This window comes from Nocardia sp. NPDC051900, from assembly GCF_044452545.1.
Taxonomy (GTDB): domain Bacteria; phylum Actinomycetota; class Actinomycetes; order Mycobacteriales; family Mycobacteriaceae; genus Nocardia; species Nocardia sichangensis.
The window spans coordinates 356,131-368,513 of the sequence record NZ_JBITBU010000006.1 but is presented as its reverse complement, the minus strand read 5'-3'; the positions used below and the strand labels follow the sequence as shown (position 1 = coordinate 368,513).

The 12,383-nt window shown below is 66.9% G+C and carries 12 protein-coding genes; 1 reads left to right on the top strand and 11 read right to left on the bottom strand.

Annotated elements, in window-relative coordinates; genetic code table 11:
• Window positions 1–251: 251 nt before the first annotated feature.
• The 11 genes from ACIA5H_RS12775 to ACIA5H_RS12725 all read right to left on the bottom strand — a co-directional run bounded on the left by ACIA5H_RS12775 (window position 252) and on the right by ACIA5H_RS12725 (window position 11,734).
• Window positions 252–890, bottom strand: a complete 639-nt coding sequence (locus tag ACIA5H_RS12775) for a hypothetical protein (RefSeq protein ID WP_397075997.1) — start codon at window positions 888–890, stop codon at window positions 252–254.
• 201 nt (window positions 891–1,091) lie between these two features.
• Entirely contained in the window at window positions 1,092–2,234 is a 1,143-nt protein-coding gene (locus ACIA5H_RS12770) for a fatty acid desaturase family protein (protein WP_397075995.1), read from the bottom strand.
• Between the two features lie 307 nt (window positions 2,235–2,541).
• On the bottom strand, window positions 2,542–4,032 hold the full coding sequence (locus ACIA5H_RS12765) for a glyceraldehyde-3-phosphate dehydrogenase (RefSeq protein ID WP_397075993.1): 1,491 nt from the start codon (window positions 4,030–4,032) through the stop codon (window positions 2,542–2,544).
• Between the two features lie 137 nt (window positions 4,033–4,169).
• Window positions 4,170–5,408, bottom strand: coding sequence for a VWA-like domain-containing protein (locus tag ACIA5H_RS12760; RefSeq protein ID WP_397075991.1), 1,239 nt, complete (start codon window positions 5,406–5,408; stop codon window positions 4,170–4,172).
• Window positions 5,405–6,646 carry an AAA family ATPase gene (locus ACIA5H_RS12755; protein WP_397075989.1) on the bottom strand — a complete coding sequence of 414 codons (1,242 nt, stop codon included), beginning with the start codon at window positions 6,644–6,646 and terminating at the stop codon, window positions 5,405–5,407. Before ACIA5H_RS12755 ends, ACIA5H_RS12760 begins: the two co-directional genes overlap by 4 nt.
• Before the next feature lie 57 nt (window positions 6,647–6,703).
• The gene (locus ACIA5H_RS12750) at window positions 6,704–8,104 is read right to left on the bottom strand and encodes a hypothetical protein (RefSeq protein WP_397075987.1); all 1,401 of its coding nucleotides are present in this window, start codon (window positions 8,102–8,104) and stop codon (window positions 6,704–6,706) included.
• A gap of 522 nt (window positions 8,105–8,626) precedes the next feature.
• A complete protein-coding gene (locus tag ACIA5H_RS12745) occupies window positions 8,627–8,887 on the bottom strand; it encodes a hypothetical protein (RefSeq protein WP_397075985.1) in 261 nt (86 codons plus the stop codon).
• Window positions 8,865–9,347, bottom strand: coding sequence for a nucleoside deaminase (locus ACIA5H_RS12740; RefSeq protein WP_397075983.1), 483 nt, complete (start codon window positions 9,345–9,347; stop codon window positions 8,865–8,867). Before ACIA5H_RS12740 ends, ACIA5H_RS12745 begins: the two co-directional genes overlap by 23 nt.
• Before the next feature lie 76 nt (window positions 9,348–9,423).
• Window positions 9,424–9,729 (bottom strand): hypothetical protein, encoded by a 306-nt coding sequence (locus ACIA5H_RS12735; RefSeq protein WP_364426146.1) that lies wholly within the window; start codon window positions 9,727–9,729, stop codon window positions 9,424–9,426.
• A gap of 333 nt (window positions 9,730–10,062) precedes the next feature.
• Window positions 10,063–11,094 carry a medium chain dehydrogenase/reductase family protein gene (locus tag ACIA5H_RS12730; protein WP_397075980.1) on the bottom strand — a complete coding sequence of 344 codons (1,032 nt, stop codon included), beginning with the start codon at window positions 11,092–11,094 and terminating at the stop codon, window positions 10,063–10,065.
• A gap of 73 nt (window positions 11,095–11,167) precedes the next feature.
• Entirely contained in the window at window positions 11,168–11,734 is a 567-nt protein-coding gene (locus ACIA5H_RS12725; RefSeq protein ID WP_397075978.1) for a TetR/AcrR family transcriptional regulator, read from the bottom strand.
• A 144-nt stretch (window positions 11,735–11,878) separates the two neighbouring features.
• On the opposite strand from ACIA5H_RS12725, the gene ACIA5H_RS12720 reads away from it, so the two are divergent.
• Complete coding sequence (locus ACIA5H_RS12720; protein ID WP_379254330.1) at window positions 11,879–12,325, top strand: CBS domain-containing protein; 447 nt, start codon at window positions 11,879–11,881, stop codon at window positions 12,323–12,325.
• Window positions 12,326–12,383: the final 58 nt, after the last annotated feature.

Below are 12,383 nucleotides of genomic sequence, written 5' to 3'. Positions count from 1 at the left end.
GGGCCGGACTTCCCTGCGCCGCTCCGCTCCACACCGCGGCCCGCACTACAGCGGTGAATTCGCTACAGCTGAACTAGTCGATTCGCCGCATCGAAGCAGATGCGGCGGGCGGACCCCAAGATTCCGTTTGCCCACTAGGGAGACAGCTCCCAGTGCTGCGAGCGCTGAGCTTCCTTGAACACAGGTTCGTGCCGCCCGGCGAAGTCGCCGGACGGCACGAACTTTTTTTCGGGCCACCCACCGAATGAAGTTCAGCAGGCTACGTCTCCCTGGGCGGCCTTGTCGAACGACACATGCACATGGTCGTAGTGATTGGCGGTCGGGCTCCCGCGGTCTTCCAGATAGGACCAACCGCTGCCATCGTTGTACCGCTGCCGCCAGATCACGTAGGTCACACCGAAACGCTGCTGATTGGCCAGCACGTATTCGGCGATCGCGTCGCCCCGCGCGGAATCGGGTGTCATGAGATCGAGTGCCAAGCCTGCGCCGTGGTCGCCGTCGCTACGGCCGATGGCGCCGCCGATGTCGGCGACGGCGAACGTCTTCTTGAGTAGGTTGCCCACCTGCGCCACGTGCGGCCGCGTGCCTGCGAGTTCGGTCGAGCACGGTACAGGGGGAGGCGGTGGTGGCAGGTGCTGCGCAGCCTCCCTGGCCGACGGTGGTGGTTGCTCGGCCGCGGACGCCGCCGCTGTCGGCCGAGTGATCGACGGCACGCTGGTCGGCGGCGCGACGGCGGCCGACGGCGGCGAATCGGCCGCTGCGGCATGCTGAGCCTCCAGGCCCGGTCGCGTTACCGCCCACAACACGACGGCGAGGGCCGCGGCGATGCCGCATACGGCCAGGGCACTGAGCTTCCGGGCTGCGGTCCGTTTACGGTGTTGACCAGGCATGATGTCGGCTACCGATTACAGTCGAGAATAGGTCACCGATACATTACGAAATGGTCGCGAAAATGTCACGCCGAGCGGGCGAAAGGGTGCTCGGTCCGCTGACAGGATCGAGTCCGAGTGTCCTGCTGTGCCGCGGAACGAACGAGCTACCAGCCCAGAAGCCGGTAGACAGCGCTGTAATGGTTCAGCTGAGGTGAGAAGTCAGTCGGGTCGACTGTCGGCTACCGCAGAAGATTGCGGGCCGGCGAGTCGGCCGACGGCGTGGAGGTGGCTCAGCGCTTGGCGGTAGGAGTCCAGGACGCTGGTCTCGCAGTAGGGCACCTCGAGTTCGACGCAGAACTGTTCGACCACCGGCTTGGCCCGGCGCAGGTTGGGCCGCGGCATGGACGGGAACAGGTGGTGCTCGATCTGGTAATTCAGTCCGCCGAGGGCGGCGTCGACGAGTCGGCCGCCGCGGACATTGCGGGACGTGAGCACCTGCCGACGCAGAAAGTCTGTCGACTCGCCTTCGGCCAGTACCTCCATCCCCTTGTGGTTGGGCGCGAAAGTGCAGCCCATATAGAACCCGAACAGGCCCTGGTGCACAGCGATGAAGACAAGCGCTTTACCCGGCGACAAGACCAGGAAGACCGCGGCGAGATACCCGGCGGCATGCGCGGCCAGCAGCGCGGCCTCCCAGACGCGGTTGGGTATCGCCCAGCGCAGCACCGCCCGGACACTCGCATAGTGCAGACTGCCGGCCTCGAGCAACAACATCGGAAAGAACAGCCAGGCTTGATAGCGGAAAATCAACCGCCGGATGCCTTTGCCGGTCCGTGCTCGATCGCCGGAATGGGCCAGCACCCCCATCACGTCCGGATCCGAACCCTCGGTGTTGGGGTGAGCGTGGTGGCGGTTGTGATTACTGACCCACCAGCCGATGCTCACCCCGATGCCGAGATTGCCCGCGATCACACCGAACAAGTAGTTGGCCCGCCGACCGGCGAAGATCTGTCGGTGCCCGGCATCGTGGCCGAGGAACGCGATCTGCGCGAATACCACTGCCAAGAACGCGGCAACCACCAGCTGCCACCACGAGTCGCCGACCATGACGAACACCGCCCACCCGGCAGCGAACGCCACCGCGGTGGCCGCACTCTTCCAGACGTAATACCGCAACCGCCGATCCAGTAGCCCGGCTTGGCGCACTCGACGCAGCAACACCGCATACTCGCTGCCACGCGCCGGTCGGTTTTCCTTGGTCTCGGCGGTCGGCGACGAAGCAACCGGCGCTGCTTGCTGTCCGTCCGGATCGATCGGGTCATAGTCCGCGAGCGCGGTTGTCGTGACGGAGGATGTCGGCATCGTCCGACCGGTAGAACCTTCGAGAACCACGGATTGCCTGCACATCCTGTTGTCACTGTTGGTTTCCGGGCTCGGACCGTTGTCCTTCCATACCCGGCGTCGACGACAGCAGGCTATCGGAAGTCAGCGCGGAAGACTCGCCTGGCTCGGGAACAGAGTCGCGCGAGGAGACCACCGCGAGGTGAACGGATGTGCCGATCGACGACACATCCGCGTGACGATCGGGTTGCACAGACATCGGCGAGCGCGAGACATATGTCCGTCGCGCTGCTCGGCCGGTTGCCGACCAATATCTCGGCTGTGCGAGTTACCGAGCGTCGGTCGCAGTCAGCACGCGGGCGTCGGCGGTGCCGTCCAGCCGCGCGCCGGCCTGAGGATAGGTCGGGTACTCGATGCCCGAGATGTACTGCACCGTCCGCACCACCTGGCACGAGTAGCCGAATTCGTTGTCGTACCAGACATAGAGAATCGCGGTGTCACCCTCGACGATCGTGGCATTGGCATCGATGATCGACGCTGCGCGCGATCCGATGAAATCGCTGGAAACCACGTCCGTGGCGGCGGTGTAATCGAGGTTTCGGCTCAACGGTCCGGCGAGCGAAACCCCGCGCAAGTAAGCGAGCACGTCGCTCTTCGTCGTCTCCCGCTGAAGCTGCAGGTTCAGAATCGCGACCGAAACGTCGGGGGTGGGAACACGAATCGAGTTGCCGGTGATCTTGGCCTTGAAATCCGGCATAGCCTTCGCGACCGCGGACGCGGCACCCGTTTCGGTGAGCACGAGATTGAACGGCGCGGAACGACCGCGCCGGTCCGCCTTGTGATAGTTGTCCAGCAAGTTCTGGTCGTTGGTGAACGAATGAACCGTCTCCACGTGGCCGCGGATGATGCCGTACTCGTCGTCCATGGCCTTGAGCGGCGGAACGATCGCGTTGGTCGTGCACGAGGCGCACGAGAAGATTTGCTGCGACAGGTCCAGGCCGCGATGGTTCACGCCGTGCACGATATTCGGGATATCGCCCTTACCGGGCGCGGTGAGAACGACTTTCGCGATGCCGGGGCGCAGATGCTGCGACAGCCCGTCCCGATCACGCCACCTGCCCGTGTTGTCGATCAGGATCGCGTTCGTTATCCCGTACTCGGTGTAGTCGATCGTCGTCGGATCATCGCTGTAGATGAACTTGATCGTGTTGCCGTTCGCGGTGATCGTGTCGTTGCCGGTATCGACCTTGATCGTGCCGTTGAATGCGCCGTGCACCGAATCCCTGCGAAGCAGCGACGCTCGCTTGTTCAGATCGTCGTCGCCTCCCTTGCGCACCACCACGGCACGCAGGTTCAGCCCGTTGCCGGATCCGGCCTTCTCGATGAGCAGGCGAGCGACCAGGCGACCGATGCGGCCGAAGCCATAGAGGACGACATCCCTCGGGCCCGGTGACAGAGCCTTGTTGCCGTTGGTCACCTCGGCCAGCACCGCAGCGGTGAACTCGCGGATCGACAGTCCGCGATCGTCGGCGCGGTAGGTCATGACCAACTGACCGAGATCGATCTTGCAGGGCCCGAGATCCAGTTCACTGAGCACTCGCAGGAAGGGAAGAGTCTCGTCCACCGACAACTCCTCACCGTCGATCTGCCGCGCGAAGCGGTGCGTCCGCAGGATGCTGATCACCGACTTGTTCACCAGCGACCGGCTGTGCAGCAGGATCGTCACGCCCTTCCCCCGATACAACGTGCCGATGATGGGAATCATCGCCTCGGCGGCGGCTTCCTGGGCGTTCCAGCGGTCGAGTTGTTCGGTAGTCAACGTAGGTCCTCGGATCTCCTCGATTTACACGCGTATCGATGCTAATGAGGGCCCCGATTTCACCGAGGCCGGATCCCCCCTGGTGAGATCGCCAGGTGGCGGCACCGACCGAGCATCATCATCCGAGCAGCGGGCGCCTATCCGATATCGACTACTCGGGCCCATGCGGGAGGCGCGTCCGGCACGTAATCGGGATCGTTTTCGCGCCACAAAGCGGCGTACTGCCGACGAAACAGGCCCACCACCGTCCGGCACGGTGGCCGTGTGGTCGGCCAAGGTGTGTGGCCGTCGGTCAGGACCACGAGGACATCGGGGCGGGGGTGGGCTCGTATCGCCTTGGCGATGCCCGTGCGCAGGTCAGTGCCGCCGCCGCCCACCAGTGGTATCCGCTCGGCACGGCACAAGGGATGCACGATCCTCGCCGCCGCGTCGCACGGCAGCACGGTGACCAGGTCGCGGCGGCCGCCCACGGCACGGGCGATGGCGGCCACCTCGAGCAGCGCGCTGCCCAGTTCCGTATCACTGACCGACCCCGAGGTGTCGATGAGCACCGAGACCCGAGGCGGCGTTCGCCGCAGACTCGGCAGCACTACGCCGGGCACCCCCGCCGAGCGCCGTGCCGGCCGGCCATAGGTGTAGTCCGCACCCGCACCGGCGACGCAGACCGCGGAGCGGAGAGCCGCTCCCAGCAGATCCCGCCATGGTTGCGGCGGATGGAACGCCTCTTCCGCCCAGCGCCGCCACCCTTTCGAGGCGTTCCCCGGACGGCCGATGATGCCCTGCGCCACCCGGAATCGGACGGCGTCTCGTTCGTGTTCGCTGAGTCCGTCCGCACCGTCGGGCCCGAGTTCCCATTCGCGTTCCAATCCGTCTGCGCCGCTGCCGCAGTCGAGCCACGCTATGCCCTGCGTAGTGGGTCCGAGCCGGAACTTGCGCAGGTAGTCCTCCATGAGCTCCCCCTCGGGCAACCCCAACGACTCGGGCGTAACAGCGTCATCGGGGCGGGGCAGCCCGTCGCCGAATGCGTCGTCGTTGATTTCGCAGTCCGCGGCGATGTTCATCCGCAGTCGTTCCGCCGGGCCGGTCAAGTCGTGTTGCCGGGCGAAGCGGTCACTGCGACCGTGATGGTCGCGCAGCAGATGCGACACCTCGTGCACCCACACACCGGCCAGATCCGCTACCGCAGTCCGGTCCACGAACGCAGGCGACACGTAGCAGCGCCAGTGCCGGTCGACACCCATCGTCGGTACTCGGCGCGATTCGACGACGCACAGCGCGAACAGAGCGGTCGCCAGGTAGGGCCGGACCCTGGCGGCGTGCAATCGGGCGGCGAAGAGCTTGTCGCGGTCCAGCGTCCGCAGCGCGTTCGCGGTCATCGGCCTGCCTTCGCCGCGCCACGGCCCGCTGCCCGATCCGCTTCCGTGGACACCGATACCACTCCGGCGAGTTCCTCGATGGCCGCGGGCACGTCCCAGTCGTCCTGGCGCAGCGTGGCGAGAGTGGTTGCGGGAACCACGATCAGATCCGGCGCCCCGGTTTCCGAAGCCTTGACCAAAAGCGCCCATGCCGCATCCCAGCGGGATTTCTCCGGCCGTTTGCGGACCGCAGCCACAACGCCGTCGAGCACAGCCTGCCGCAGATCCCCCCGCTCGGGCAGGACTGCTCCCGCCGGGTCGGCGAGCAGTACTTCCGGGTCCGGGAGGTCCATCCGGTCCAAGCTTGCCAGCAGCTCGAAGCCCGGCCCGTCGCCAACAGTGCCTCGAACCAGCTGGGAAAGCACATCCCGGGATGAACCGGCCGCGGTGGCGAAGGCGATCAGCCGCAATGTCATCTCCCAGCTTCGAGGCGACGGCCAGGGACCGCCTCGGCGGGTTTCGGTGCTGGGGAGTTGATGCACGAGAGCGGGACGAGCCGCCAGAAGCGCACACACCGCTCGGCGCGCGAAAGCCACAGCCTCGCCCAATCTTTCGGAGGCCAGCCGCGGTAGTGTCGCGTGGGGCCAGGTCCCGCCGAGGCCGCGAACGACCACATCGTGATCGTGGGTCCATTGCAGATGCACGAACCGGTTGGCCAGCGGCGGGCTGAGTTCCCAGCCATCGGCCGCCGAGGATCGCGGATTGGCCGCGGCGACGATCCGGACACCGGGCGGCAGTTGCACGGTGCCGATCCGCCGCTCCAGGACCAGACGGAGCAGGGCGGCTTGCACGGCAGGCGGGGCGGTGGACAGTTCGTCCAGAAACAGCAGTCCGCGCCCGGTCCGGACGAGCCGTACGGCCCAATCCGGCGGAGCCATCGGGACTCCGTGTTCCGCGGGATCGTCCCCGATGATGGGAAGACCCGAAAAGTCGGACGGCTCATGCACACTCGCGATCACCGTGGTCAGCGGAAGGTCCAAGTCGGCGGCGAGCTGGGTCAGGGCCGCGGTCTTCCCGATCCCTGGTTCACCCCATAGGAGAACCGGTAGGTCGGCGGCCACGGCCAGCGCCAAGGCCTCCAGTTGGTTATCGGGGCGCGGTTCGGTGGCTACCTCGCGGAGGAGACTCAGCAACTCGTCGGCCACATCGAGTTGGGCGGGGCGGGCCGGATCGGCGGACGTACGGACAGCAGTAAGCATGTGTGATCACCTGAAAGGGGTTGCGTTGTCGAGTGGATGTGCGGCGAGGTCGACGGGTCAGCGCGAGGTCGCGTTGCGTGGGTGCGCGCGGCGGTCGCGTGGACGGCGCACCGGAGGAACGCGCCCGATCCCTGGCTCGGACAGGCCCGCCTTGAACAGTCCGTAGGTAATTCGTTGTCGCGCCGACGTTTCCAGTTCGTCGCGCAGAGCACCGTCGCGCAGTACCGCGTCGGGACCGAGCAGTCCCGCTACGATGGCCAGCGCGCCGGCGGTGTCGCCATGGTCCAAACGCTCGCGGACGCCGACCAGACAGTCCGGATGGCGGTGCGTCTCATCGATGGCCTGCAGGCAAGGCAGCGGAGTGCCGTTCAGGGCGACCAGCAGTTCCTCCCGCCGGATCTCGACCTGGTCGTGGTCCAGCGCGGCCAGGACCCCGTCGACCAGCCCGATCCTGTGCTGTTCTCCCCTGCACTGCACCAGGCGCGGTTGACCTGCGCGGTCCGGGACGCGGGGCACATCGTTCGGTGAGTAGTCGGGTACCAGTGCCGATGCGACCAGCGGGTGCAGCCGATCGGCCGCTATCGCGCCGGCACGAAGCAGTTCCAGATCGGGCAGCACCCAGGTCGCCGCGTCGGGCAGGACGGGCAGCGCGGAGACGCCGCCAACCGGGTATCTCGACGCGATCCGCACCATGGGCGGCCCAGAACCGTTGCCGTCCAAGTCCAGAACCAACCGTTGCCTGGCCCCGAGCCGCACCACGAAAGTACCGCTACGCCGTCCCTCGGCGTGGCGCAGAATCTCCGCCTCGGCCGCCCAGCGGTCGACGGCGCACGGACGGATCTGCGGCACCGCGGCGAGCAGTTCGGGTTCCGGCATCGCGCAAGTATTCTCGGGCCGCTCGGCCCCGGACCGTGTCCGCAGCTCGCCGACCCTGCGCGCGTCCCACAAATGGCGATGGAGATCCAGGCGAAAACGCCGGTCGGGACGAGGATGCGGATGGAGCCCCGCACCGGTCCCGGCGGCGGATCCGTCCCACAGCGCGAGACTGATCCGCTGACCGGCATCCGCCCAAGTCGGCGCGGTCCGAACGACAAGGTGCATGGGACGTGCGCCGCCGCGCTGGTCCGGTGCCGTGTCGTACCGCGCCAAGGCGATGGTCAGACCCGGCCGCAACAACCCGTCCGGAGCGACTCTCGGCAGATGCCAGCGCAACAGGTCAGGAGCCAGATGGCGGAGGTCGGCCCGGATTCGAGCCGCGAGTTCGTGCCCGTGGCTACGCGCCACCGACCGGACAGTGAAATCGACATCGAAGCCTGCCGCGGCACACGCGCCCGCCCAGTCCCCCACGCGACGGCGGGCGGTAGCAGTCTCGATCATGGAGGGCGGCACGGCGAATTCACGCACACGCAGCCAGAAGGAAAGGCGGGAGTCGTCCTCGTTCGCGATGTGAGTGAGCATCAGCACTCACCTTGTGCGAACGGAACCCCCAATCTTTGAACAGATGGAGTCATCATCGCGTTGATCATAACCTCCCGAACCGCCACCGGCCAGGCGAAGGGGCTCGGCGGCAGCTTCGCCGAACCGCTTCCACCCCCACAAGCACCCGCCAGACCGGTTGGTGCAGTTGATGATCAGCTGGTTTCCGGTGATACATCGACGCCACATCCCCCTGCGGCATCGCCCGGGGGACGACTGCACCAGCAGATCCAGTCGCCCCGGATGCGCCACTCGAGCCGTACGGCATCCGCCTACCGAATGAATCGGCGAATGTGATTCGGGAACGGGAGGTTTCGAGTGCGGCCACCACCTCATCGACGAGGAGCCGGCGAACCTCTCCTGAATCCGCGCGAGAGCTATGCCGCTCGGAACGACCGTCGCCTTCGCGCTCCGACAGTTCAGCGACTGGGCACCGAGGTCATCGTCCGGCCGTCGGCAACGACCGTGCCCGCCCGTCCGGTGTGATGGTGGGGAAGATCGGATTCACGCCGGTGCCGATATACGCTGTTCGACCACCGGCAGGGTGCCGTCGGTGTGAATGTCGAAGCGCACCAACTGTCTAGGCGACAAGGTGGTCGCGTACAGACTGCGCCCGTCCGGGGACACCTCGGCGCTGGACACGCCGTCGTCCGGACCGGCCGAACGGCACAGCAGGACCATTCTGGACCGGAGTCCCGTCACCGCCGAGAACTGAACACCATTGCGGCTGAGTGGCGCCGCTTCAGCTGCGGAAAGCGTGCGCACGGTGGAGCGCCTTGATCGAGTCGGCTAGTTGGGCGACCGGCCCGTCGACCACGGCGTCCGGCACGACCTCGGTGATCGGCAGCGCCGCGACCGGGGCACGCGGGACACCCCACTCCGCCAGCCAGGACGCCAATTGACCGGACGACACGGCGTACACGATCCGCCCGAGGCCGACCCATCCGTGGCTCGCCGCGCACATCGGGCAGTGCTCGCCGGAGGTATAGACGGTGGCCGCGGCGCGCTCGTCAGGCGACAGATGTGCCGCGGACCAGCGAGAGATCTCGAATTCGGGATGACGTGTCGCGTCACCCGCTTTGATCCGGTTCCGATCCTCGAAGAGCACTTCCCCGTCGACCGAGACCAGCAGCGAGCCGAACGGCTCGTCCCCGTCGTCGAGCGCCTCCCGGGCGAGTTCGACGCAGCGGCGCAGGTGCGAAAGGTCCTCGGCAGTGATGGTCATCGCATCATCCTGGTAGCAGAAAGCGGGTGGGCCTTGCCGGAATCGACAAGGTCCACCCGCCGACGCGGTCGATCAGCTATCGCATCGGTGCCGGTCCGCATTCCTTGCCCATCAAGTCGGGGAGGTGCGCCCATCCGGACGAGCAGTTCATGACCTCGCCGCCGTTCACCTGGAACGGCTGCGTGATCTCTCCACTCGCGGGCGCACCGTTCGACGGCGTGCAGTCCATAGCGGTCACTCTGCCTTCCCACACCGGCGAATGGGACGAACAGTTGTAGTTCCACATCTCCTGCGCCGTGGCGGTCGGCGGACAGAACAACAGCGCCGCCGCGGCGGCGAAGAACGGGGGAAGACCCAAACGAACGAGGCGTGTGGCTTTCATGACGATCTCCTTGTCCTGGTTCCGTGCGGTCTGAATCGGTAACCGTCCCGGACGAACAGTCCGAGTGGTAGCGAGCAGAAACTGCTTGGTGCTCAGGAGAGAACGTGCACACTGCGACAAGGACGCTACCCCCGGGATACCCGACCTGATGCGGAATGCCGATCGCTGTGACCATTCGGATACGGTGGCGACCATTTCGGCTGCCGAGCCGGGCGGACGCCGAGCAGCTCAGTGGGCATGCTTCCCGGGCGCGGCGCTGCCGCGGTACTCGCCGAGACCGGAGACATGATCTCGGGCATGCCGTGCGACCATCGGGAGTCCGGGAGCCGTGGTTCACGGTTCCAGCACGACCTTGCCGACCACCGTGCCCGACTCCGCGAGCCGCACCGCCTCGGCGACCTCGGTGAGCGGCAACCGGGCGGCGACCTGTCCCCGCAATGACCCGGCCACCGCGAGATCGAACACCTGCCCGAGGTCCTCGGCGATCCGGGCGCGGAAGGCCGCGGCGTCGCGCTTGCCCGCCCACAGATTGAAGAAGTGCGCTCTGCGCTTGTTCGGCACCGCGTTCCACAGTTGCAGCCGGGCGAGCAGTTTCAGCACGGGAAGCCGGGAATCGCCTTCGACGTCACGGGTGGCCGCGGTGCCGTAGGACACCAGGGTGCCACCGGGCGCGAGCAGCCGGAAGGAGTCCACGATACCGGGGCCGCCGACGTGGTCGAACACCGCGTCAACACCGTTCGGCGCCAGCGCCCGGACCTGGGCGGGCACGTCGCCGCGGTAGTCCACCCACTGCGCGCCGAGCGCCCGGACCGCGTCCTCGTTGCGGGCCGACGCGGTGCCGATCACCGCGATACCGGCCGCGCGGGCCAGCTGCACCAGCGTGGAGCCGACGCCGCCGTTCGCGCCGTGCACCAGAATCGTCGCACCGCGCCGGGTTCCGGCGACCCGGTGCAGCATCTGCCACGCGGTGATCCCGTTGACGACCAGCGTCTCCGCTTCGGCCGGGTCGAGCCCGTCCGGCACCGGCACCAAGTCGGCGGCGTCCAGCAGCACGTGGCTGCGCCAGCCGCCGGTCTTGGTGAGCGCGGCGACCCTGCGGCCCCGCAGCGCCGCGTCCACTCCCGAACCCACGGCGACGACCTCGCCGACCAAGTCGTAGCCGGGCACGAACGGGAACGGCGGCTGGTCGTAGTACTTGCCACGCCGCATCTGCTGCTCGGCGAAGGAGACTCCAGTGGCCTCTACCCGCACCAGCGCCTGCCCCCGACTGGGTGACGGCAGTTCGCGCTGCCGCACCCGCAGTCCGCTCGGTTCGACTCTGCCGGGCAACACGATCTCGGTAACTGTCACGTTCGGTGTGCTCATCTCGGAACCTCCTAGTGTGTGATTGATCAATCACTCTGTGGGTAAACGGCGATTTCGCCGCTCAGGACGTCGATTACATGCGGTTCGGGTGCCGGATCCCCTTGGCGAGCATTGCCGCCCACTCTCCTGCGCTCGCGTCGATGTCGAGCGTGGTGATCAGATGACAGAGCTGGCCGTAGGCGATGAAGCGCTGGACCTGCTCGGCGCTACCGCCGGACCGCTCCGCGGCGAACGCGGTGACCCGTTCGAGCCCGTTGCGCATAGCGGCGGCGATTTCCGGGATGCCGGCCGCGGATTGGGCGTGCACCTGCACCATGAGCAGTCGGTTGTCCGCGATGAGCTCGGCGTAGGCGCCACCCATCCGATACAGGATCGCATCCGGGTCGGTCTCGCCCGGCCGGGACGCACCGGCCGACAGCGCTTCCTCGATCAGTTCGAAGGCGCGATCGAGCGCGGCGACGAACAGCGATACCTTGCCGGGAAACAACTTGAAGACGTACGCGGGCGAGATCGATGCGCGTGCCGCGACGCTCGTGATCGGCGTGCCGTGATAGCCGGTGCGGGCGAACTCGTCGATCGCGGCGTCGACGACGGCCTCGCGCCGGAGTTCCGCGGTGGAAAGAGTGGCACGTCTGCTCATGTGAGTGACTGTACACTCACTCTCCGGGGCGTGCAACGGTCCCGAGGCGGTCGCCAGAGGACCTTCTGCCCTGTCGATACCTTCGCCACCGTCGAATGATGATCGGAGTAGCGAACACGCCGCCGTAATAGAAGGAGATGCATCATGACGACCGCGCGGACCATCATGCGGCCCGACGTACAGCACATCAGTGTTCGAGAAACCATGGAGGCAGCCGCCCAACGCATGCGGCAGCTCGACATCGGCGCACTGCCCATCTGCGACGGCGAATGCCGTCCCGTCGGCATAGTCACCGATCGGGATATCGTCGTGAAGGTGGTCGGTGTCGGCGCGAATCCGAAGACCACCACAGCCGGCGAATTGGCGCAGGGCGCCGACCGACTGCACACCGTCGATATCGACACCGATGTGCGCGACGTGCTGGTCCTCATGGAGCAGCAGCGGATCCGGCGGCTCCCGGTCACCGACAACGGCATGTTGGTCGGCATCATCACCGAGGCCGATCTGGCCCGCAATCTGTCCGATAGCACCGTCGGCGAATTCGTCGAGGCGGTCTGCGCGGCCCATCTGCCCGCCACCGAGAAAGTGTGAGGATCCGACGCGTCGGCCAGCCCGTCGAAAACTGTCTCGGATAGGTGCGACGCGGGCA

Excerpts from the sequence above, each read along its gene's own strand:
- ACIA5H_RS12755 (WP_397075989.1), bottom strand. The coding sequence starts at position 6,646 with ATGCTTACTGCTGTCCGTACGTCCGCCGATCCGGCCCGCCCCGCCCAA.
- ACIA5H_RS12725 (WP_397075978.1), bottom strand. The coding sequence starts at position 11,734 with ATGAGCAGACGTGCCACTCTTTCCACCGCGGAACTCCGGCGCGAGGCC.
- ACIA5H_RS12770 (WP_397075995.1), bottom strand. The coding sequence starts at position 2,234 with ATGCCGACATCCTCCGTCACGACAACCGCGCTCGCGGACTATGACCCG.
- ACIA5H_RS12720 (WP_379254330.1), top strand. The coding sequence starts at position 11,879 with ATGACGACCGCGCGGACCATCATGCGGCCCGACGTACAGCACATCAGT.
- ACIA5H_RS12750 (WP_397075987.1), bottom strand. The coding sequence starts at position 8,104 with ATGCTCACTCACATCGCGAACGAGGACGACTCCCGCCTTTCCTTCTGG.
- ACIA5H_RS12775 (WP_397075997.1), bottom strand. The coding sequence starts at position 890 with ATGCCTGGTCAACACCGTAAACGGACCGCAGCCCGGAAGCTCAGTGCC.
- ACIA5H_RS12740 (WP_397075983.1), bottom strand. The coding sequence starts at position 9,347 with ATGACCATCACTGCCGAGGACCTTTCGCACCTGCGCCGCTGCGTCGAA.
- ACIA5H_RS12760 (WP_397075991.1), bottom strand. The coding sequence starts at position 5,408 with ATGACCGCGAACGCGCTGCGGACGCTGGACCGCGACAAGCTCTTCGCC.
- ACIA5H_RS12730 (WP_397075980.1), bottom strand. The coding sequence starts at position 11,094 with ATGAGCACACCGAACGTGACAGTTACCGAGATCGTGTTGCCCGGCAGA.
- ACIA5H_RS12735 (WP_364426146.1), bottom strand. The coding sequence starts at position 9,729 with ATGAAAGCCACACGCCTCGTTCGTTTGGGTCTTCCCCCGTTCTTCGCC.